This window comes from Streptococcus oralis (assembly GCF_023110055.1).
Lineage (GTDB): Bacteria > Bacillota > Bacilli > Lactobacillales > Streptococcaceae > Streptococcus > Streptococcus oralis_BY.
In genome coordinates this window covers 168,563-190,941 of the sequence record NZ_JALDVG010000001.1, presented here as the reverse complement: position 1 = coordinate 190,941, position 22,379 = coordinate 168,563, and the positions used below count along the sequence as shown (strand labels likewise).

At 43.3% G+C, this 22,379-nt stretch carries 21 protein-coding genes; 2 read left to right on the top strand and 19 right to left on the bottom strand.

The window, feature by feature from the left end:
• Nucleotides 1-57 precede the first annotated feature (57 nt).
• From M1G01_RS00930 to M1G01_RS00920, 3 genes are all read right to left on the bottom strand, one after another.
• A complete protein-coding gene (locus tag M1G01_RS00930) occupies nucleotides 58-1,653 on the bottom strand; it encodes a hypothetical protein (protein ID WP_247930929.1) in 1,596 nt (531 codons plus the stop codon).
• Between the two features lie 11 nt (nucleotides 1,654-1,664).
• The gene (locus M1G01_RS00925) at nucleotides 1,665-2,075 is read right to left on the bottom strand and encodes a peptide deformylase (protein ID WP_247930928.1); all 411 of its coding nucleotides are present in this window, start codon (nucleotides 2,073-2,075) and stop codon (nucleotides 1,665-1,667) included.
• 104 nt (nucleotides 2,076-2,179) lie between these two features.
• Entirely contained in the window at nucleotides 2,180-4,876 is a 2,697-nt protein-coding gene (locus M1G01_RS00920) for a cation-translocating P-type ATPase (protein WP_247930927.1), read from the bottom strand.
• A 306-nt stretch (nucleotides 4,877-5,182) separates the two neighbouring features.
• Here M1G01_RS00920 and mntE point away from each other — a divergent pair, with 306 nt between their 5' ends.
• A complete protein-coding gene (gene mntE, locus M1G01_RS00915) occupies nucleotides 5,183-6,376 on the top strand; it encodes a cation diffusion facilitator family transporter (RefSeq protein WP_247930926.1) in 1,194 nt (397 codons plus the stop codon).
• Between the two features lie 52 nt (nucleotides 6,377-6,428).
• On the opposite strand, the gene M1G01_RS00910 is transcribed toward mntE, so the two are convergent.
• From M1G01_RS00910 to cdaA, 9 genes are all read right to left on the bottom strand, one after another.
• Nucleotides 6,429-7,040, bottom strand: coding sequence for a hypothetical protein (locus M1G01_RS00910; RefSeq protein ID WP_000969660.1), 612 nt, complete (start codon nucleotides 7,038-7,040; stop codon nucleotides 6,429-6,431).
• Complete coding sequence (locus M1G01_RS00905; RefSeq protein ID WP_247930925.1) at nucleotides 7,037-8,905, bottom strand: ABC-F family ATP-binding cassette domain-containing protein; 1,869 nt, start codon at nucleotides 8,903-8,905, stop codon at nucleotides 7,037-7,039. The genes M1G01_RS00910 and M1G01_RS00905 overlap by 4 nt, the downstream gene beginning before the upstream one ends.
• Nucleotides 8,902-10,101 carry a CCA tRNA nucleotidyltransferase gene (locus tag M1G01_RS00900; protein WP_083312797.1) on the bottom strand — a complete coding sequence of 400 codons (1,200 nt, stop codon included), beginning with the start codon at nucleotides 10,099-10,101 and terminating at the stop codon, nucleotides 8,902-8,904. The genes M1G01_RS00905 and M1G01_RS00900 overlap by 4 nt, the downstream gene beginning before the upstream one ends.
• On the bottom strand, nucleotides 10,098-10,865 hold the full coding sequence (gene dapB / locus M1G01_RS00895; RefSeq protein ID WP_227232201.1) for a 4-hydroxy-tetrahydrodipicolinate reductase: 768 nt from the start codon (nucleotides 10,863-10,865) through the stop codon (nucleotides 10,098-10,100). The genes M1G01_RS00900 and dapB overlap by 4 nt, the downstream gene beginning before the upstream one ends.
• A gap of 264 nt (nucleotides 10,866-11,129) precedes the next feature.
• Nucleotides 11,130-11,978, bottom strand: a complete 849-nt coding sequence (locus tag M1G01_RS00890) for a DegV family protein (RefSeq protein WP_139690136.1) — start codon at nucleotides 11,976-11,978, stop codon at nucleotides 11,130-11,132.
• Between the two features lie 2 nt (nucleotides 11,979-11,980).
• Nucleotides 11,981-12,355, bottom strand: coding sequence for a DUF1149 family protein (locus M1G01_RS00885; RefSeq protein ID WP_001050092.1), 375 nt, complete (start codon nucleotides 12,353-12,355; stop codon nucleotides 11,981-11,983).
• Nucleotides 12,356-12,428: 73 nt separating this feature from the next.
• On the bottom strand, nucleotides 12,429-13,781 hold the full coding sequence (gene glmM / locus M1G01_RS00880; RefSeq protein WP_227232228.1) for a phosphoglucosamine mutase: 1,353 nt from the start codon (nucleotides 13,779-13,781) through the stop codon (nucleotides 12,429-12,431).
• Nucleotides 13,782-13,809: 28 nt separating this feature from the next.
• Nucleotides 13,810-14,592: a CdaR family protein gene (locus M1G01_RS00875; RefSeq protein ID WP_001230923.1), complete on the bottom strand. Its 783-nt coding sequence runs from the start codon at nucleotides 14,590-14,592 to the stop codon at nucleotides 13,810-13,812.
• Entirely contained in the window at nucleotides 14,579-15,436 is an 858-nt protein-coding gene (cdaA, locus tag M1G01_RS00870; protein WP_070568490.1) for a diadenylate cyclase CdaA, read from the bottom strand. The genes M1G01_RS00875 and cdaA overlap by 14 nt, the downstream gene beginning before the upstream one ends.
• A 136-nt stretch (nucleotides 15,437-15,572) precedes the next feature.
• Between cdaA and M1G01_RS00865 the strand changes: the two genes are divergently transcribed.
• On the top strand, nucleotides 15,573-16,541 hold the full coding sequence (locus M1G01_RS00865; RefSeq protein ID WP_070568486.1) for an NAD(P)/FAD-dependent oxidoreductase: 969 nt from the start codon (nucleotides 15,573-15,575) through the stop codon (nucleotides 16,539-16,541).
• 31 nt (nucleotides 16,542-16,572) lie between these two features.
• On the opposite strand, the gene whiA is transcribed toward M1G01_RS00865, so the two are convergent.
• The 7 genes from whiA to M1G01_RS00830 form a co-directional block, all read right to left on the bottom strand.
• A complete protein-coding gene (gene whiA / locus M1G01_RS00860) occupies nucleotides 16,573-17,484 on the bottom strand; it encodes a DNA-binding protein WhiA (protein WP_247930924.1) in 912 nt (303 codons plus the stop codon).
• Nucleotides 17,481-18,458 carry a YvcK family protein gene (locus tag M1G01_RS00855; RefSeq protein WP_247930923.1) on the bottom strand — a complete coding sequence of 326 codons (978 nt, stop codon included), beginning with the start codon at nucleotides 18,456-18,458 and terminating at the stop codon, nucleotides 17,481-17,483. Before M1G01_RS00855 ends, whiA begins: the two co-directional genes overlap by 4 nt.
• On the bottom strand, nucleotides 18,455-19,345 hold the full coding sequence (gene rapZ / locus M1G01_RS00850) for an RNase adapter RapZ (RefSeq protein ID WP_000163039.1): 891 nt from the start codon (nucleotides 19,343-19,345) through the stop codon (nucleotides 18,455-18,457). The genes M1G01_RS00855 and rapZ overlap by 4 nt, the downstream gene beginning before the upstream one ends.
• 51 nt (nucleotides 19,346-19,396) lie before the next feature.
• The gene (locus M1G01_RS00845; protein WP_001140428.1) at nucleotides 19,397-19,777 is read right to left on the bottom strand and encodes a RidA family protein; all 381 of its coding nucleotides are present in this window, start codon (nucleotides 19,775-19,777) and stop codon (nucleotides 19,397-19,399) included.
• A 9-nt stretch (nucleotides 19,778-19,786) separates the two neighbouring features.
• Nucleotides 19,787-20,374: a ribosome biogenesis GTP-binding protein YihA/YsxC gene (gene yihA / locus M1G01_RS00840; protein WP_000405203.1), complete on the bottom strand. Its 588-nt coding sequence runs from the start codon at nucleotides 20,372-20,374 to the stop codon at nucleotides 19,787-19,789.
• Nucleotides 20,375-20,382: 8 nt separating this feature from the next.
• Nucleotides 20,383-21,615, bottom strand: a complete 1,233-nt coding sequence (gene clpX / locus M1G01_RS00835; RefSeq protein WP_002874765.1) for an ATP-dependent Clp protease ATP-binding subunit ClpX — start codon at nucleotides 21,613-21,615, stop codon at nucleotides 20,383-20,385.
• A 201-nt stretch (nucleotides 21,616-21,816) separates the two neighbouring features.
• Nucleotides 21,817-22,323: a dihydrofolate reductase gene (locus M1G01_RS00830; protein WP_247930922.1), complete on the bottom strand. Its 507-nt coding sequence runs from the start codon at nucleotides 22,321-22,323 to the stop codon at nucleotides 21,817-21,819.
• Nucleotides 22,324-22,379: the final 56 nt, after the last annotated feature.

Here is a 22,379-nt window from a genome sequence, read left to right as displayed (position 1 = left end):
TTTCAATCACGACCAAGAATTTCATCTTAAAAACCTCGGTTCACACCGAGGTTTCTTTTACTTGACTTTAAAAGTCTTGAGATAGTTATCCTTTCCAACTTGACCTTCGAAGGATTGGCCATTTTCAAGGTAAGGAAGGTCGTCTGACACTGAAGCCTTGACCTTATAAATCTTGCCATCAACTTTAAAGAAGTAGACAGTGTCACCCTTGATAACAGCTGATTTAAGGTCTGAGACGATTCCCTTAATGTTTTCTACCGTTTCATTATCCAGCTCGAGGTCATTTTTATTGGCATATTTGCTGAGGAGTTCATCTACCGTAGCTGCTACAATGACGTTTTGGTACTCCACTGCATCAACCAAAGCATACTCCTTGACCAAGCCTGCATTGTCCTTCAAGCCCATGATATAGAGTGGTTTGTCATTGAGATTAACAAGGATAGGAAAAGTAGCCTTGTAGGCCTTCTCCTGAACGGCTCCTTCAGCTGAAGCACGGGCTGATTCTTCGGTTGCTGAAGCTAGATTGTACTTGGTGATTTCACCAGTGCGCATATTTTCAAGGATAAATCCTAGATTACTTTCATCAGCATTGGCTGAAGTCACACCTGTGTAGAGATAAATGTCATTTCCGATAGAAAGATAGTTATAGCCCTCTGTCGTTTGGGTAACATTTTTCTTAGAAATCAAGGCATTCCAGAAGCCGTCTTTATACTTGCCGTTGTAGTTGATTTGCTCGATTGTTTCTTCTGCTGGATAAACACGATCCACCCATTCTGGCACTTCATCCAAGCTGTATTCCTTGGTTTCTCCATTAGTGGCGTCTAAGATAATAACAGATGAAGGACGAGGGACTCCTAGACCAAATTGCTTTTGATAAACTGTTGCTACATAGAAGGGATTGCCTTCATCATCCACCTCAAAGGAGGGCGTTTTAAAAATCTTGGTCGGATACTTAATCCGAAGATGACGTTTGACATCGCGGTTAAAATACTCGGAGTCTGAATACTTCATGGGCGTTTTTAAATCCACTAATTCCGCATTTCCTGTCACCATATCAACCTTGATATACTCGCCAATCCCCTTGGACTGATTATTAAACCATTTGATTGGGTCAGCATACTCCAAGGGTGTTACCCGATAGGGTTTGCCATCGACCGTCAGCTGGGTATAAGTATCTGCTGCTACGTACTGGGAGACCTTATCCGTCAGAGAGCCCAGATAACGGTCTCCAATCTTTTCTGCAGTACTCCGATCTAGGATTGGAACCTTACTGGTATCACTCTTAGGAAAATCTTTAAAATCTTTTTCGGTGATGGACACCACATTAGCATAATTTTTTGCTTGGAAAAAGCTAGAGGTTACTAGGCTTACCAGACCAGCAAGGGCAAACATGATACCTGCAGTCAGAAACAATCCTCTACTAAGTTTGGTAAAAAGGAATCCTTCTAGATTGAGATCTTTGGCAGCTTTGCCATGACGTACATGAACAGTTTTGAGGAGATTGGTATCCTTGCGGAAACTAAACAAAATCCCCATCACCACCAAATGCCCACAGAGAAAGAAGATGAATTCCCAGCTAGTTAGATTAAAGGGTGGTAAAAAGATATACCATGTCGTTGCGATAAAAACAAGTTCAAAAAGTATACGTTTCATCTGAATTCCTCCTAAATAATCCGTCCTTCCAAATGATCCAGTTCATGTTGGCAGATCTGAGCTGGAAAACCTGTTAGCGTAATGGTCTTCTCCTGCCACTTACTATCGCGATAGGAAACCGTAATCGTTTCATAGCGAGTTGTTGGTCGCACCCCAGTCAAAGACAAACAACCTTCCTCAGTCTCGTAAGGTCCTTTATAGGAAAGGAGAATGGGGTTAAACATGACCATGGGAACTAGGCTAAGATTAAAGATAATCACGCGCTTCTGCACCCCAATCATATTAGCCGCCAGACCGACACAGGTCTCGCGATTAGCCAGCAGGGTATCCTGCAAATCCTTAGCCAGATAAAGGTCTTCCTGACTTGCAGGTTTCGAGACCTGCGACAAGAATAAGACATCTCGGACAATTCTCTTTTCCATTCTCTTACGCTCCTTACAACTTTACTTTATTATAGCACAAAAGGGGGCAACTTCTAGTCCTTTCCCTCAAATGCAAAAAAAGCCATCCGAAGATGACTTTCTTTTTAAATCGCGTTCTTATCAAGACCAAGTTTACGTTGAACAAACTTGACGATTTCGACGATAAGTATCATTGAGAAGCTTCCAGCTAGAACAATGGCCCATTGTGACAAGTCCAGTTTGGTTACGTGGAAAATTCCTTCAAGCGGTTCTACGACGATTGTTGCCATGAGAAGGATGAAGGATACCAAGATGGACCAGTTAAAGGTCTTAGACTTGAATGGGCCAACTGTCAAGATGGATTGGTAAACAGACTTGACATTGTAGGCATGGAATAGTTGAATCAAACCAAGGGTTGCAAAGGCCATAGTAAGGGCATCCGCATGAATGGCATGATTGTCACCCACATGAACTGGGTAAGCAATTGCAAGTCCATAAACACTCATAACAATAGCTGCTTGGAGTACACCTTGATAGATGATAGAACTCAAAACACCACCTGAGAAGAAGCTTGACTTACGTCCACGAGGTTTGTGGGTCATAACACCTGGCTCAGCAGGTTCAACACCAAGAGCGATAGCTGGGAAGGTATCGGTTACCAAGTTGATCCACAAAAGATGAACTGGCTGCAAGACGTCCCAACCAAACAAGGTTGATAAGAAGATAGTTAATACTTCAGCAGTATTGGCAGAAAGTAAGTACTGAATAGTCTTTTGAATGTTTGAGAAGACCTTACGTCCTTCTTCAACTGCGACGATAATAGTCGCAAAGTTATCATCTGCAAGAATCATGTCAGAAGCCCCCTTAGAAACCTCTGTACCAGTGATTCCCATACCGATACCGATATCGGCTGTTTTCAGAGCTGGCGCATCATTAACACCGTCACCTGTCATAGCAACAACCTTACCTTGTTTTTGCCAAGCCTTGACGATACGAACCTTGTGTTCTGGAGACACACGGGCATAAACAGAGTATTGACCAACTACTTTTTCAAAGTCTTCATCTGACAGTTCGTTGAGCTCAGCACCAGTTAAAACGTGGCCTTCTGTATCATTTGCATCAATAATTCCCAAACGTTTGGCAATGGCTTCTGCTGTATCTTGGTGGTCACCCGTAATCATGATTGGACGGATTCCCGCTTCCTTAGCGACACGAACAGCTTCTGCTGCTTCGGCGCGCTCAGGGTCAATCATCCCAATCAAACCAGTAAAGATCAAGTTGTTTTCAAGCTCTTCAGAAGTCAGGTTTTCTGGAATACTATCGATAATCTTATAAGCACCTGCAAGGACACGCAAGGCTTGGTGAGCCATTTCAGAGTTATTTGTGTGAATTAAGTCATTGACTTGATTATCAATCGGAGCGACATCTCCAGCTTTATCACGAGAAACACAACGTTTCAAGAGTTGGTCAGGAGCCCCTTTGACTGCTACGAGGAATTTACCATCTGGCAATGGATGAACCGTTGACATGAGTTTACGATCTGAGTCAAACGGCAATTCAGCTACACGAGGATATTTCTCTAAGAACCCTTTAACATCGTAGCCCTTGTCCAAGGCATACTGGATGAAGGCTGTTTCCGTTGGATCCCCGATCAGGTTACCTTCAGCATCAATCTTGGTATCATTGGCCAAGACAACCGAACGAAGAAGTGGCATATCTAAGCCAAGTTCAATATCATCAGCTGAGTCATGTAGGACTGCGTCATAGAAGACTTTTTCGACTGTCATCTTGTTCATGGTAAGCGTACCAGTCTTATCAGAAGCGATGATCTCAGTTGAACCAAGAGTTTCAACTGCTGGCAACTTACGAACGATAGAGTTTCGTTTGGCCAAAACTTGAGTACCAAGGGCAAGAACGATGGTCACGATAGCAGGAAGTCCTTCTGGGATGGCTGCAACAGCAAGCGCAACAGAGGTCATCAACTCACCAAGTGGATTTTTACCTTGAATGAAGACTCCAACTACAAAAGTAACAAGGGCAATGACCAAAATTGCATAGGTCAAGACCTTAGAAAGGTTGTTCAAGTTTTGTTTAAGTGGTGTATCCGTCTCATCCGCATCTTGGAGCATGCCAGCGATATGACCAACTTCCGTGTACATACCTGTATTGACAACAACACCAAGACCACGACCATAAGTCACGTTTGAGTTTTGGAAGGCCATATTGACACGGTCACCAATACCAGCATCTGCAGCGAGTTCTACGGTCAAGTCTTTTTCGACTGGAACAGACTCACCTGTTAGGGCTGCTTCTTCGATTTTAAGAGAATTGGCTTCTAGCAAACGTAGGTCTGCTGGCACTACATCGCCAGCTTCAAGGGCAACGATATCTCCTGGCACCAATTCTTTAGAATCAATCTCTGCCATGTGTCCGTCACGAATAACGCGAGCAGCTGGACTAGACATAGACTTGAGGGCTTCGATGGCTTCTTCTGCTTTTCCTTCTTGGTAAACACCGAAGGCAGCGTTGATGATAACCACGGCTAGGATAATGATGGCATCTGCAATATCTTCCCCACCAGAAGTTATGACTGATAAGATAGCTGCAGCAATTAGGATGATAATCATCAAATCCTTAAACTGTTCGATGAATTTAACCAAGAGAGATTTTTTCTCACCCTCTTCCAGTTCATTGCGGCCATATTCAGCTAGACGTTTCTGTGCTTCGCTAGACGAGAGACCTTGCTCAGTTGCTTCAACCGACTTCAAGACCTCTTCAGGACTTTGAGTATAAAACGCTTGGCGTTTTTGTTCTTTTGACATGTGTCTCCTCCTTGACATTGTGTGCAAAACAAGTTCTCTTTTAGTTTTATGACAAACAAAAAGAGACCTGTTAATCATAACAAGTCTCGCTGTTTAAGATAGTGCCGGAAAACATACTTTTCAGTATACAATTCGGAATGACGACACTATCACAGGTTTCTGCCAGCTACTCCCTTGAGTAGTACTATTATATCAAAATTTGAACAATTTTCAAGGGTTTAAATCCGATGAAACAAGACTAAATTTGAATTTTCCTTTGAAAACCAGTATAATGTAAGAATACTATATGACTAGAAAGGAAGCCCGATGAACCAATCCATGTCAAATCTCAAATTGGCAGAACGTGGAGCCATTATCAGCATTTCGACCTACCTCCTCTTGTCTGCGGCAAAATTAGCGACTGGCCACCTCCTACATTCTTCCAGTTTGGTAGCGGATGGTTTCAACAACGTATCCGATATTATCGGAAATGTTGCTCTCTTGATTGGGATTCGGATGGCCCGCCAACCTGCAGACCGTGACCATAGCTTTGGTCACTGGAAGATTGAAGATTTGGCTAGCTTGATTACTTCCATCATCATGTTCTATGTTGGTTTTGATGTACTTCGGGACACCATTCAGAAAATCCTTAGTCGGGAACAAACACCCATTGATCCTCTGGGTGCAACTCTAGGAATCATTTCTGCAGCGATTATGTTTGTGGTCTATCTCTACAATACACGCCTCAGTAAGAAATCCAAATCCAAGGCTCTCAAAGCAGCTGCTAAGGACAATCTTTCCGATGCTGTCACCTCGCTTGGGACTTCCATTGCTATCTTAGCCAGCAGTTTCAATTACCCTATCGTGGATAAATTGGTCGCTATCATCATCACCTTCTTTATCTTAAAAACAGCCTATGATATCTTTATCGAGTCTTCCTTCAGTCTTTCAGATGGTTTTGATGACCGTCTGCTAGAGGACTACCAAAAGGCCATCATGGAGATTCCAAAGATTAGTAAGGTCAAGTCCCAAAGAGGGCGGACCTACGGTAGCAATATCTACCTTGATATCACCCTGGAAATGAATCCTGACCTATCAGTCTATGAAAGTCATGAGATTGCGGACCAGGTCGAGTCCATGCTGGAAGAGCGTTTTGGAGTCTTTGATACCGATGTCCATATCGAGCCAGCTCCCATACCTGAGGACGAGATTTTAGACAATGTCTATAAAAAACTGCTCATGCGTGAGCAATTGATTGACCAAGGAAATCAGCTAGAAGAACTCCTTGCTGAGGACTTTCTCTATATCCGTCAAGATGGAGAGCAGATGGATAAAGAGGCTTATAAGTCTGAAAAAGAACTTAGTGCTGCGATTAAGGACATTCAGATTACCTCCATTAGTCAGAAAACCAAACTCATTTGCTATGAGCTAGATGGTATCGTCCATACCAGTATCTGGCGTCGCCATGAAACTTGGCAAAACATCTTCCATCAGGAAACTAAAAAAGAAGACAAAGAGTAACCCTATCCAGTGGATAGGGCTTTTTGATTGATTGTCTTTAAGCTAAACGGGCTTATAGATATTTGGAAGATTTGCTTTTCGAAGCTTGTGTTGTCTGTTTTCTTGCTTGACGATTTTGTTCGATACGCCATTCTCTTTCATAGTACTTCATGGTCTTGTATACCCTTTCAGGAAGACCTATATCTAGTAGAAAGATAGGGATGATCAAATCTGCTGACGGATGAAAAGGGAAACACCTTCTCTTCAGTAGGACTATAAGTGATTGGGATTTCGCATTTTCCTTGTTTTTAAAATCAACTTCAATCCGGTAGGAATCCCTATACTTCCCTCGAATCCGAGAGAAGGAAAATTCCTCTACATCAGCCCAAGCGTAGAAATGACTGGGTTTCTTTGGATTCGGTTTGTAGTAAAACCCCTTAACTGTACATCTCAAATATTCCTTATCGGAACTTAACAGTCTGTATGTCTGATAAATGACTACTCCAGCACAAAAAAGTACAAGCAGCATCAACAAAAGACTTACCGTATGAAGTCCCGTCCCCTTTTGCGAATACGAATGGAGATAATAGAGAGGTAACAAGAAGAAAAGCACCGAAGCTAGGCCAAACAAGGCATTCCAAATGATTTTCTTGGGACTACGTTTAATGACTTTTTCTTCCATCATGCTAACTCACTTAGGTATTCATAGCGTTCGTATTTTTCAAGAAGTTCTTCGTTTTTCTCGTCTAGCTCTTTCTGAAGCGTTGCCAATTTGCCAAAGTCAGAGCCATTTGCCTGCATTTCTTCTTCAATAGCAGCGATACTATTTTCCAAGGCTTCAATATCGCCTTCAATGCTTGCCCACTCCTGCTTTTCTTGGTAGGTCATGCGCTTCTTGTCTTCACGGACTTTGACCACTTTCTCTTTTTCGGCCTTTTGAACTTGACTTGCTGTTTCTGCTTCAAAAGCTTTTTCGTCAAGGTAATCAGTGTAATGGCCAAAGAAAGGACGAATCTTACCATTCTCAAAGGCGAGAATCTTGGTCGCTACCTTATCCAGAAAATAACGGTCGTGGCTAACTGTCAAGACAGGACCTGCAAAGCCCTGCAAGAAATTTTCCAAGACTGTCAAAGTCGCAATATCTAGGTCATTGGTCGGCTCGTCCAAAAGAAGAACATTTGGTTTTTCAAGGAGTAGTTTGAGGAGATAAAGGCGTTTTTTCTCGCCACCAGACAATTTCTCAATCAGGGTTCCATGCGTCGAACGTGGGAAGAGGAACTGCTCTAGCAACTCTGCAATGGAAGTCGTAGAACCACCACTGGTCTTAACCTCTTCTGCTACTTCCTGCAGGTAATTGATAACCCGCTTGCTCTCGTCTAAACCTTCGATTTGTTGAGAGAAATAGGCAATGCGAACCGTCTCACCGATGATAACTTGACCTTTAGTCGGCTCAAGACTCCCTGCGATGAGATTAAGCAGAGTTGACTTCCCTACACCGTTATCCCCAACAATTCCGATACGGTCTTTAGCTTGCACCAAGAGATTAAAATCTTGCAAAATGGGCTTGTTTTCATAGGCGAAGGAAACATTCTGAAACTCGATGACTTTCTTCCCAATCCGACTGGTTTCAAAGTTCATGGTCAAGTCTGTTTCAGCAACGCCACCTGAAACTTCTTTTTTCAAATCGTGGAAACGATTGATACGGGCCTGTTGCTTGGTCGCACGTGCCTGTGGTTGTCTGCGCATCCAGGCCAGTTCTTGCTTATAAAGTTGTTCTTTTTTGTGGAGAAGAGCTGCATCACGCTCATCCTGTTCCGCCTTTAGGCGAACATAGTCCTGATAATTTCCCTGATACTCGATCAAGCCTGCTCGGTCCAACTCGAAAATCCGCGTTGATAGTGCATCTAGGAAATAACGATCGTGGGTGATAAAGAGAACTGTCTTCTTAGAATTTTTCAAAAAGAGGGTCAGCCACTCAATGGTCGCAATGTCCAGGTGGTTGGTTGGCTCGTCCAGAAGCAAGAGATCGTGGTTTCCTAGGAGAACTTGCGCCAACTGAACCCGTCTTCTTAGACCACCTGACAATTCCCCAACAGGAGTAGATAAGTTCTGAATACCCAACTTGCTGAGGACCGTCTTGACCTGGCTTTCAATTTCCCAAGCTTGGAGAGAGTCCATCTCTGCCATGACCCGTTCCAAACGAGCTTGCTTGTCCTCACTGTAGTTGAGCATGATTAACTCATACTCACGAATGAGCTGGATTTCCTTGAGGTCGCTGGATAGAACCGTATCCAAGACCGTCTTGCTATCATCAAAATCAGGATCCTGGGTCAAGTAGCCAATCTTATAGTCATTCTTTGCCGAAAAGGGACTGACATCCCCATCAAAGCCAGAAACACCAGAAAGAACATCCAACAGAGTGGTCTTACCAGTCCCATTGACACCAATCAGACCAATTCTGTCTAGGTCATGGATAATAAAAGAAATATCCTTAAAAACGGTCTTGTCTCTGACGGATTTGCTTAATTTTTCAACGATAAAATCACTCATTTTTTCTCCCTCAGGTAAGCATGGATTGCTTGACGGTCGTTTTCCAACTCTCCATCGACAATGGCAAACTCAATCTCTGTTAAAATCTCTCCCAAGTCTGGTCCTGGCTGGTAACCATATTCCTTAATCAAAATTCCACCGTTAATCTGAATTTCTTTCTTATCATGAATGGTCAAACTATGGTAAGTTTCTTTGATGGCTTGTGGGTTGACTTCTTTTCCTTGAGCCTGACGAAGACTTTCAGCTTGTAGAAGGGAATCCAAGTCAAAGCGGTAACAATCGCGCCTGCTCAGCTCTCCTTCTTCTCGCAAAGTCAAAATAGTCAGCAAATCCTGTACTTGCTTGGCAAACTGGCGTGAGGTCTTCCAATGTTTCAAAAATGGCTGTGCATCTTTAATCTCCAAAGCCCACAATAGAGCCGCCCAGGCTTGTTCAGAAGACTCAAAGGTGAAATCAGTCTTCAAATCAAACAGTCTGTTGAGCTTGTCCTGGCTTCCTGCCATGTCTGGAAGATAGTCATAAGCTTGACTTTCAATCATGGAAGACAGACCAACTCGCCAAAAAGGTGCCAGCAAGAGTTTATCAAACTCAACGAAGGTGCGCTCCACAGAAATTTTCTCCAAGAGCGGCGTCAAAGTCTTCATCGCCTCAAAAGTTTCTGACTCAAGTTTAAAACCGAGACTAGCCTGAAAACGGAAACCACGCAAAATTCGCAAAGCATCTTCGTTGAAACGCTCACTAGCCACTCCAACTGCTCGTAAGACTTGGTTTTCCAGATCTTTGAGACCATCGAACAAATCGATGATTTCACCTGTCTCATCCAAAGCGAAGGCATTGACTGTGAAATCACGGCGCTTGAGGTCTTCTTCTAGCGAACGTACAAAGGAAACCGCACTGGGTCTGCGGTAGTCCACATAGACATCTTCGGTCCGAAAGGTGGTTACCTCATACTCCTCGTCCCCATCTAAAACTAAGACAGTTCCGTGCTCGATTCCAATATCGGCTGTTCGCGGAAAAATCTGCTTGGTCTCCTCTGGATAGGAAGAAGTCGCGATATCCACATCGTGGATGGGACGATTGAGGAGGGCATCTCTGACAGAGCCCCCAACAAAATAGGCTTCAAAGCCTGCTTCTTTAATTTTTTCTAATACTGGTAAAGCCTTCTGAAATTCAGAAGGCATTTGCGTTAATCTCATAATAAGTGTTCTAATCCATAGACAAGCTCATGACGCTTGACAACTTCTTTGATTCCCAAATTCACCCCTGTCATGAAGGAGCTGCGATCATAGGAGTCATGACGAAGGGTCAATCCTTCTCCCTGATTGCCAAAGATGACTTCTTGATGAGCTACCAAGCCTGGTAGACGGACTGAGTGGATGCGCATGCCTTCAAAGTCAGCACCACGAGCACCTGCAATCAATTCTTCCTCATCAGGCGCACCTTGCTGGATTGACTCACGCACTTCCGCCATCAACTCGGCCGTTTTAATGGCTGTTCCACTCGGAGCATCTTTTTTCTTGTCATGATGGAGCTCGATAATCTCCACATTTGGGAAATATTTGGCAGCCTGCGTCGCAAATTGCATAAGCAAGACAGCACCCAAGGCAAAGTTAGGGGCAATCAAGCCACCCAAATCTTGTTCACGAGAAAGTGCTTTTAGTTCTGCAATTTCTTCACTAGTGAATCCTGTTGTTCCTACGACAGGAGCAAAGCCATTTTCAAGAGCAAAGCGTGTATTTTCGTAGGCAACGGCTGGTGTAGTAAAATCTACCCAAACATCCGCTTCAACACCAGCCAAGTCAGCCTTATCATTAAAGACAGGAATCCCCTGCCACTCTGACTCAGACTCAAAAGGATCCAAAACTGCGACCAAGTCCAAGTCTGGATCAGCCAAGACCATCTGACAAGCAGCTTGGCCCATCTTTCCCTTAAAACCGGCAATAATTACTCGAATACTCATCTCTACTCCTGTCTAAGATACAAAGCCTGCAAGAACACAAAGTGAAAATAGGAGGTCTGATCAAGGAGTATCTACTCCTTGGAAGAACTATCTTTTTCACACAGTGTTCCAGGCGTGTTCAATTATCAAGATACAAAGGACGTTAGCTGCCCATGAAAAATAGGGAATGGCGCTGACTTTCCATGAAAGGCAAGACAGGCATCTTTTTTCAAGAGGCAGGTAGGTCGTGTTCAATTTCTAAGATACAAAGCCTGTAAGAACAATTTAGACGATTGGTGTATAGCTCAAGGCGATACTACCTTCTCCAAGGTGGGTCCCAATGACACTACCAAAGCTAACAATTGGAATTTCAGCAGTCACACCACTCTCCATCAAAAGCTGACGTAAATCCGCTGCCTTTTGAGGAGCGTTCCCATGAATGACTGTTATACGGTAGTTCCCATCTTTTGTCAACTCCTTGATGATTTCCACCAAACGTTTGATTGCTTTCTTTTCTGTACGAACTTTTTCGTAAACTTCAATCACTCCTTGGTCATTAAAGTAAAGAATAGGCTTGATACTGAGGAGATTTCCTAAGATAGCTGCTCCATTTGACAAACGTCCTCCCTTAACCAAGTGGTCGAGGTCATCTACTATGATAAAGGCTGAATTATCAGCGATTTGGATAGCCAATTTCTCCTGAATCTGGGCAAAATCATCACCTTGTTCTGCCCACTCAAAGGCACTCTCTACCATAAATCCTAGAGGGGAACTTGTGATATGGGTATCTGGAAAGGCAATGGTCAAGCCATCATACTCTTCCAACATGTATTGGATGTTCTGATAAAAACCTGAAATTCCTGACGAAAGAAATAGTCCCAAGACATGGGTATAACCCTCATCTTTCAAAGAACTAAGAATCTCATCCAATTTGGCAATACTTGGTTGACTAGTTTTAGGCAATTCTACAGACTGAGCCATTTTTTGATAAAATTCCTCAGCAGTCAGATTGACACCTTCAACATACTCCTCTCCATCAATATTGACAGGAATATCCAAGATAAAAAGATTCTCTCTTTGCAGCGTCTTCTCCCCTAAATAGGCTGAAGAATCTGTAATGACAGCTAATTTCATGACTAAAACTCCAAATTGATCCCTGGAAGATCCAAGGCGATTTCTGTTACTTCATAAGTCAAACGGTTGAGCATGTTCAAACATGGACGTGCCAAGGTTTCGACTTCTTCTTGGTTAAATTCGCTTGGTTCGTTGACAATACGGCCTTCCACATGGTTCACTTGGGAAATTGTTCCGCTGATGACAAATTTATCAAAGACAATCATGAAACTCAAGATAACAACTAGCGAAGTTACTTGGTTTTCTTGGTCGTGTTGGAGTAACTGAAAGTTAACGTCTACCTTGGTTTCAGGGGCTCCATTTTCATTTTCCCATTCAAAGTTACGAGCATCAAAGTGATACTGGCTAACAAATTCTTGTTCTCTTTTAAGATTCATTTTTCTCTCCCATTGCTACAATTTACTATGCAATTGTACCACATTTTTATCATTTCATCTAGTTTTCTAGGCTTTAGTCAATACCGATTTCATCTTTAACCACAGCAGCAATAGTATCGACATAGTAGTTGACTTCTTCTGTTGTTGGCGCTTCTGCCATGACACGCAAGAGGGGTTCTGTTCCACTTGGGCGGACAAGGATACGGCCATTGCCAGCCATCTCTTCTTCCATCTTTTCGATGATTGCTTTGATAGCTGGTACTTCCATGGCTTTTTCTTTCATGGCATTTTCCACTCGGATATTGACCAGTTTTTGTGGGTAAATCGCCACTTCTGATGCTAGTTGAGACAAGCTCTTGCCTGTTTCTTTCATGATCTTAGTCAATTGAACAGCTGATAATTGACCATCACCAGTTGTGTTGTAATCCATTAAGATAACGTGACCTGATTGTTCACCACCAAGATTGTAGCCTGATTTTCTCATTTCTTCAACGACATAGCGGTCACCAACAGCAGTCACTGCCTTGTTAATACCAGCACTCTCCAAGGCCTTATGGAAGCCAAGATTAGACATGACGGTTGTTACGATGGTGTTTTGAGCTAACTGGCCTTTTTCAGAAAGGTATTTCCCGATAATATACATAATCTTATCACCATCAACGATGTCGCCATTTTCATCAACAGCAATCAAGCGGTCACTGTCTCCGTCAAAGGCCAAACCAATAGCTGATTGGCTTTCTTTGACCACTTTTTGAAGAGCTTCTGGGTGTGTAGAACCCACATTCAAGTTGATATTAAGACCATCTGGTGTCTCACCGATAACTGTCAACTGAGCACCAAGATCAGCGAAAATCTGACGAGCACTTGTAGACGCTGCACCGTTAGCTGTGTCCAAGGCCACTTTCATTCCTTCAAGAGGAGTTCCAGTTGAAACAAGGTAGCCTTCATACTTACGTAAACCTTCTGGATAGTCCACTAAGGTTCCCAAGCCTTCGGCACTTGGACGAGGAAGGGTGTCTTCTGTAGCATCTAGCAAAGCTTCGATTTCTGCTTCTTTTTCATCATCAAGTTTGAAGCCATCCCCACCAAAGAATTTAATTCCATTATCAAGGGCTGGGTTGTGACTCGCTGAAATCATGACACCTGCACTGGCTCCCTCGGTTTTGACTAAGTAAGCAACTGCTGGTGTTGCAAGGACACCAAGTTTGTAGACGTGAATCCCTACAGAGAGAAGACCTGCCACCAAGGCTGATTCTAACATTTCTCCTGAGATACGTGTATCACGTCCTACAAAGACTTTAGGGGCTTCTGTTTCGTGTTGACTGAGGACATATCCACCAAAACGGCCTAGTTTAAAAGCCAATTCTGGTGTCAGTTCTACGTTTGCTTCTCCACGGACTCCATCGGTCCCAAAATATTTACCCATTTTATTTATCATCCTTTTCTATTATTTATTATTGTTTAGACGAATCTGATTTTGTTTCTGAACTCGTTGAAGACGAACTGCCTTCTGAGGAACTTGTTGACGAGTTACTTGAACTAGACGTTGCTGTTTTTGTTGTAATTTTCATAGTTGTGTCAAACGGCATAATGACGCTTGGTAAGACATTTCCATTTTTATCGACTGCTTGTAGAGGAACAGAGGACGAGTAGTTTCTAGTTATCCGTTCACTCGTCGGTAAGATGGCAATGACACGATCTACTTTGGAGAGGGTTTCCTCATCACTAATAACCGTTACTTTTTCATCTGATACAGTAACTGTATCGATTTTCACGCGAGAATCAATCTGACTAGGATCAATCTCCGGCACAACAATGACATTGTCTCGTTTTGCTTTTTTACCAACCTTCACTGTTATCTTTTGCGGTGTCGCAACAGCCGTCAAACCACTCGGTAAATTTTCAATAGTCAGAGGAACTTCGATGGTTCCTACACTAGCATCAGAAAGATCAGCCGTCACCTTAAATTTGCGGGTACTTTCCTGCATCTCACTCGCCAAAGCAACTCTGTTTGAGCCTGTTAGAAAGACCGTCACCTCAGATGTAAAACCACTGATAAAATACTGATCACTGTCATACTGAATATCAATTGGGACATTAAGAACTGTGTTCGTATAAGTCTCCGTCCGCACCTGTCTGGCACTGTTGCTATTCTGATAGTTTGTCAATGTTGCATAGATAAAGAGAATGCAGGCGAAAAAGAAGGAAGAAATGATGTATAGACTATTTTTTCTCATGTTTCAATCCTCCTAGCAAGCGCTCTTTCAGACCTTGCTTTTTCTCTGATGTTGGAAGTAAGATTCTTCTCAATTCAGATTCAAACTCTTCCAAGGTCAAATCATGCTTAAAGACTCCATTATAGGTGATGGAGATTCCACCCGTTTCTTCCGAAACCACAAAGGTAAGAGCATCTGACACTTCCGACAAACCAATCGCCGCCCTGTGACGCGTTCCAAACTCCTTGGAAATCCCGGTATCTTCAGTCAAGGGTAGATAGGCTGAAGTTACAGCAATTCGGTCTTCCTTGATAATGACAGCACCATCATGCAAGGGAGTATTGGGAATGAAAATATTGATAAGCAATTCAGCCGAAATTTTGGCATCTAAAGGGATCCCTGTCGAGATGTATTCCTGCAAGGTTCTCACTCTCTGAACCACTACAAGCGCCCCAATCTTACGAGGGCTCATGTATTCAACTGATTTCACAAATGCATGAACCATCTGCTCTTCCGCACTAATAGGGGCATTGGAGAAGAAATCAGTAGCCCGGCCCAATCGCTCCAAACCAGTCCGAATCTCTGGTGAAAAGATAACCACCGCTGCAATCACCCCGTAGGTGATGATCTGATTGATTAACCAGGAAATAGTCGTTAAACCAATCATATTGGAAAGAATCTGGGCTAGAATAAAAACTAAGACTCCACGGACCAATATCATAATCTTGGTGCCTGCAATAGCTTTAGTAAAATGATATAAAATATAAGTCACAATGAGAATATCAATCAGATTGGTGACTATACTCCAAGGACTTGAAAACAAACTCGTCCAGTATTGTAAATTGGATAATTGTTGAAAATTCATCCTTGGCCTCCTCCCTGTCAAAACACTTTACTCATTATTATACCATTTTTTGCCCATTTTTTCCCTATCCTACCTCATTTTAAATTAAGCAAAAATATGATAAAATAAACTGATTAGAAAAAACGAAGGAGAAATCATGTCTCAACTCTATGATATTACTATTGTAGGTGGCGGTCCTGTTGGTCTCTTTGCTGCCTTTTACGCTCACCTACGCCAAGCCAAAGTCCAAATCATCGACTCCCTTCCCCAGCTAGGTGGCCAGCCCGCCATTCTCTACCCTGAAAAGCAAATCCTTGATGTGCCAGGTTTTCCAAACTTAACTGGAGAAGAGCTGACCAATCGCTTGATTGAACAGCTAAACGGCTTTGATACCCCTATTCATCTCAATGAAACCGTTCTTGAAATTGAGAAACAAGATCAAGGCTTTGCCATTACAACCAATAAGGGGAGTCACCTGACTAAAACCGTCATCATTGCTATGGGTGGTGGCGCCTTCAAACCACGTCCGCTCGAATTAGATGGCGTTGAAAACTATGAAAATATCCACTACCACGTTTCCAACATTCAGCAATACGCTGGCAAGAAAGTGACCATCCTTGGTGGGGGAGACTCAGCTGTGGACTGGGCTCTGGCTTTTGAAAAGATTGCCCCAACTACCCTTGTTCACCGCAGAGATAACTTCCGCGCCTTGGAACATAGTGTGCAAGCCTTGCAAGAATCATCTGTAACTATCAAGACACCGTTCGTCCCTAGCCAACTTCTCGGAGATGGAAAAACACTCGATAAACTAGAAATCACCAAAGTCAAATCAGATGAAACCGAAACTATCGACCTAGACCACCTCTTTGTCAATTACGGCTTCAAATCATCTGTCGGCAATCTTAAAAATTGGGGTCTGGACCTCAACCGTCACAAGATTATCGTCAATAGCAAACAAGAATCCAGCCAAGCAGGTATCTATGCTATCGGCGACTGCTGCTACTATGAAGGTAAGATTGATTTGATCGCTACAGGACTGGGTGAAGCTCCAACAGCTGTTAACAATGCCATTAACTACATTGACCCTGACCAAAAAGTACAACCCAAACACTCGACCAGTTTATAATAAAAGAACCACGGATCAACGATTCGTGGTTTTATAGTTCATCTGCAATCTTGTTTATTTTTCTGAGTCTGTGGTTGACACCACTTTTGGTCAGGGGATTGCTCAGGCTATCCGCCAACTGCTGGATAGAGTAGTCTGGGTGCTGGATCCGTAAGCGAGCCACCTCCTGCAAATCCACTGGTAAATTTTCCAAACCCATTCTATCTTTGATTTTACTGATATTATTGATAGTCTTCATGCTGGCAGAAACTGTCCGAGCGATATTAGCTGTCTCGGCATTATTGGCTCGATTGAGATCGTTACGAGTTTCACGCAAAATCTTGACGCGCTCAAAATTATCACGCGCCTGCATGGCCCCAATCACAATCAAGAAATCCATGATGTCCTCTGCACGCTGGAGATAGGTAACTGCACCTTTCCTGCGCTCAATAACCTTGGCATCCAGTAAAAATTGCTGGAGGAGAGAGGCTAGTCCTTGGGCGTGGTCCAGATAAACGGAACTGATCTCCAACTGGTACTTGCCAGACTCCGGATCTCGGATGCTACCATTTGCCAGAAAGGCCCCACATAAGTAAGCACGACCAGCCTCCTCATCTGCTAAAATATCGGGATCAATACCCGTCTCCAAACCAAAAAAGGAATCCGCAAGTCGCAAATCAGCCAAAAGCTCCTGCACCCTCTCATCAGTATAGACCGTGTAGACACGATTCTTGCGAAGATTGCTCCTCTGATGGTGTCGAATCTCAGACTTGATCTCATAAAAATGGAGAAAGGACTCATAGAGGTGACGAGCTAATTTGGCATTTTCGGTCACGACAGACAGGGTCAGCCCCGAAATCGAGAGACCAATACTGCCAGATATCTTGATAATGGCCGATAGTTCATGACGGCTGAGATGGTGTTGACCAAGAATTTCCTCTTTTACTGCGACTGTAAAACTCATTTTCTCACCTGTATAATGCGCATCAATTCATCTACAATCAAATCGCCATCATGGAAGGCACCTCCATTTTCCAAACGAAGGAAGTTGGATGAAATCACACGAGGAACCTGCTTGCAAAGACCAGCAAAGTCATGCTCTACCTGAACCAAATACTCATCAAAACGGTTGGTATCCATGTATTCTCTAGGAACCTTTTCGATATTCACCAAGACCGTATCAATAAAAGGCCGACCTAAGTGTCGATGGAGGACTTCCACGTGGTCGCTGTCTGAAAAGTGCTCTGTTTCCCCACGCTGGGTCATGATATTGCAGACGTAAGCTATCTCCGCCTTGGTCTCCAAGAGAGCCTGCCCAATTTCCTCTATGACAATATTGGGCAAAATCGATGTAAAGAGGGAACCAGGACCCAAGACGATCATATCACTCTCGAGAATGGTATTGACTACTCGACGGCTGGCTTGGGGTATTTCATCATCCAAGGTATTGGTCACATAGACATGGTCAATCATACCTGGATGATCAGCAATGTGGCTCTCACCTACCACCTCAGAACCGTCTTTAAAGACTGCATGCAGTGTCAAAGGCTGATCGCTTGAGGGGTAGATTTTTCCTGTTGTGTGGAAAAAGAGACTTAGCAGCTGCATGGCATTATAAGTGGACCCTTGCATTTCAGAGAGCCCTGCTATGATGATATTCCCCAGTGGATGACCCGCAAAAGCTCCAGCCTCTTCTGAGAAACGGTACTGAAAAACCTTCTCATAAAACTTAGGCATATCCGACATGGCTACCAGGACATTGCGAAGATCACCAGGTGGTGTCAGCTGTTGGATATTCTTTCTTAGCTCACCAGAAGAGCCACCATCATCAGCTACCGTTACGATGGCTGCGATATCAACATCCTTTTCTCGCAAGCTTTTCAAAATGACGGGGATACCTGTTCCTCCACCAATTACAGTTATCTTTGGTTTTCTCATGAACGGTTTACCGTTTCCTTTCTTCTGTCTTTGTCACGATGGCTTTCATTGACAGGCCAGTTTTTAGCAAGGTCCTCAGCTATGCGCTTGGCAAAGGCCACACTACGGTGTTGTCCACCTGTACATCCTACTGCAATGGTTAAAACAGACTTGCCTTCTTTTTTGTAACTTGGCAAAATGGGCTCAATCAAGGCGAGTAAGTGCTGATAAAAACTTTCAGACTCTTCATGATTCATCACATAGTCATAAACTGCTTGATCCTCACCTGTCTGATTACGGAGTTCAGGGAGGTAGTATGGATTTGGCAAGAAACGGACATCAAAGACCAAGTCTGCATCAATAGGGATACCATACTTGAATCCAAAAGACATGACCTCGATACGGAAAGACTGGGCTTGTTCTTGGTCTGAAAATTGCTCAGCAATGGTTTTACGCAGTTCACGCGGAGTGAGTTCTGTCGTATCCACCACATTTTGACTCATATTTTTCAAAGGTGCTAAGAGTTCACGTTCCAGCTTGATGCCATCTAAAATCCGACCATCAGCAGCTAGAGGGTGACTTCGTCTAGTTTCCTTATAGCGTGCCACCAATTCCTTATCTGCTGCGTCTAAAAAGAGGATTTTGAAGTCCAAATCATCTTGGTTTTCCAATTCATCCAAAACGGCCTGAATCTCTGAGAAGAAGGAACGGCTACGCATGTCCACAACCAAGGCCAGTTTGTGGTCATCATCCTTGGTCTCTACCAACTGCAAAAACTTTGGCAAGAGGGCTGGTGGCATATTGTCAATAGTGAAATATCCCAAATCCTCGAAGGACTGAATGGCTACCGTTTTCCCTGCGCCACTCATACCTGTCACAATCACCAGGTGAAGTTGTTTCTTTGTCATCTATCTCTCCTTATATCAAAAAAAGTTTGGCAGAGCCAAACTTCAACTAGCTTATCCAATCTCTGCGATCACTTCAATTTCGACTTTTACATCACGAGGAAGACGTGCAACCTCTACAGCTGAACGAGCTGGAAATTCCTCTTTAAAGGCAGTCTGGTAAACCTCGTTAAAAGGAACAAAGTCATTCATATCGCTCAAGAAGCAAGTTGTTTTAACAACATGGTCAAAGTCTGTTCCTGCTTCAGCCAAAATAGCACCAATATTTTTCAAGACTTGTTCTGTCTGTTCTTGGATTGTTTTTCCTACAATTTCTCCAGTTTCAGGAGATAGGGGAACTTGACCGCTAGCAAACAAAAGATTGCCAACGATTTTCCCTTGAACATATGGTCCGATAGCCTTTGGAGCTTTGTCTGTATGAATTGTTTTTGCCATTTCTTTCCCTCACAATTTTTCTAATATTGCATCCCAAGCCTGATCCATCCCTGCCTTGCTGACAGATGAAAAGAGGATGAAGTCGTCACTTGGGTCAAAGTTTAATTTCTTTTTAATTGCTGATTCGTGCTTGTTCCACTTACCACGGGGAATCTTGTCCGCCTTAGTCGCAACGATGATAACCGGAATCTCATAATACTTGAGAAATTCGTACATCTGCACATCATCTGCTGACGGGTCGTGGCGGAGATCCACCAAACTGACAACCGCACGGAGATTTTCCCGAGTGGTCAAATACTCCTCAATCATGCGCCCCCATTTTTCACGTTCCTTTTTAGAAACGCGGGCATAGCCATAACCTGGTACATCCACAAAACGCATCTTGTCATCAATGTTAAAGAAGTTGAGCAACTGGGTCTTCCCAGGTTTCCCTGATGTACGGGCAAGATTCTTGCGGTTGAGCATGGTGTTGATAAAGCTAGATTTACCGACATTTGAACGCCCTGCAAGGGCGATCTCTGGCAGTTCATCCTGCGGATAGTGGGACTTGTTTGCCGCACTGAGCAGGATTTCAGCATTGTGTGTATTGATTTCCATAGTCACCTCTAGGCTGTTTCTAGGATGGGTTTTTCCGTTCCATCGACAGCTTCTTTGGTGATGCGGACCAATTTCACATTTTCTTGACTTGGCACTTCAAACATAACGTCTAGCATGGTTTCTTCGATGATTGAGCGAAGACCACGCGCACCAGTTTTGCGTTCAATAGCCTTATTGGCGATTTCCTGAAGAGCTTCGTCGTCAAATTCCAACTCAACATCATCATAAGAAAGCAAGGTTTGGTATTGTTTCACCAAGGCATTTCTTGGCTCTTTCAAGATGCGAACCAAGTCATCGACCGTCAATTGCTCAAGAGCAGCAAAGACAGGCAAGCGCCCAATCAACTCAGGGATAATCCCAAATTTTTGAATGTCTTCTGCGATGATTTCTTGCATGTAGGAGCTGTTTTCGTCAATTGCCTTGTTATTTTGGCCGAAACCGATAACTTTTTCACCTAAACGTTGTTTAACGATTTCTTCGATGCCATCAAAAGCACCACCTACGATAAAGAGGATATTTTTAGTATCCACCTGAATCATCTCTTGTTGTGGATGTTTGCGTCCTCCTTGAGGCGGCACGCTAGCGACAGTTCCCTCGATAATCTTGAGAAGGGCTTGTTGCACACCTTCACCCGAAACGTCACGTGTGATAGACACATTCTCGCTCTTCTTGGCAATTTTGTCAATTTCATCTACGTAGATAATCCCACGTTCTGCACGTTCGATGTTAAAGTCAGCAGCCTGCAAAAGTTTGAGGAGGATATTTTCCACGTCCTCACCCACATACCCAGCCTCAGTCAGAGCTGTCGCATCTGCAATAGCAAAAGGCACATTCAAGCTCTTAGCCAAAGTCTGAGCCAAGAAAGTTTTCCCTGAACCAGTTGGACCAATCATCAGGATATTTGACTTCTGCAAATCCACATCTTCTGACTCTTCACGCGTATCATGGAAATTGATGCGTTTATAGTGATTGTATACAGCCACTGCCAAGGCACGTTTGGCACGATCCTGACCAATCACATAGTGGTTTAAGATATTGAGGAGTTCGATTGGTTTTGGTACTTCAGACAAGTCTGCCAAGACTTCCTCAGCCAACTCCTCCCGAATGATTTCCTGGGCCAACTCCACACATTCATTACAGATAAAGGCGTTGTTCCCAGCGATTATTTTCTTTACTTCTTCTTGGCTTTTGCCACAAAATGAGCAATAAACCATCATATCATTTTTCCTATTTGTAGGCATGATTTCCTTCCATTCTAATTTATCATTCTATCTAAAATAAGGTCATATAAAAAGCGTGGACACTGTTTACCAGATTGGTAAAAGCATTTAACCAGAGTAAGGCAGACAGTCCATAGCGCTTCTTACGAAAAGCCTGTGCTCCAGTCAAAATACAGATCACACACAAAAAAGCTGTAAAAAATCCAAATATACTGCGCTCCATTAGACTTCCTTTCTATCTCGGTATTCGATGGTAAAATCATAGTCGTTTTTCTCATCTCGGGTGTAAGATTTGCTTGCTACTGTCTCAAAATGAGACAAGTCAAACTCCTCAGGAAAATAGGTATCTCCCTCCACCTGAGCATGAATCTGCGTCACGATGATTTCATCTAAATAAGGCTCAAAAGCCTGAAAAATCTGCTTGCCACCAAGGATATAGAGATTTTTTTCCTGACTCTGATACCACGCTAAAACAGACTCCACATCTTGAAATACGAGCGCCCCATCTATGACTTCTTCGCTATTTCGCGTTAAAATCAGGGTTTGCCGTTTTGGAAGCAGACGACGTCCCATTCCATCAAAGGTTACACGGCCCATTAAAATGGCATGATTCAAGGTTGTTTCTTTAAAATGTTTTAACTCTGCTGGCAAATGCCAAGGGAGACGATCTTCCTTCCCAATCACACCTTTTTCATCTTGGGCCCAAATGGCTATGATTTTCTTTGTCATGCTTCCGTCCTTTTTATTGATACTACTATTTTATCAAAATTCTCCCAAAAAGGCTG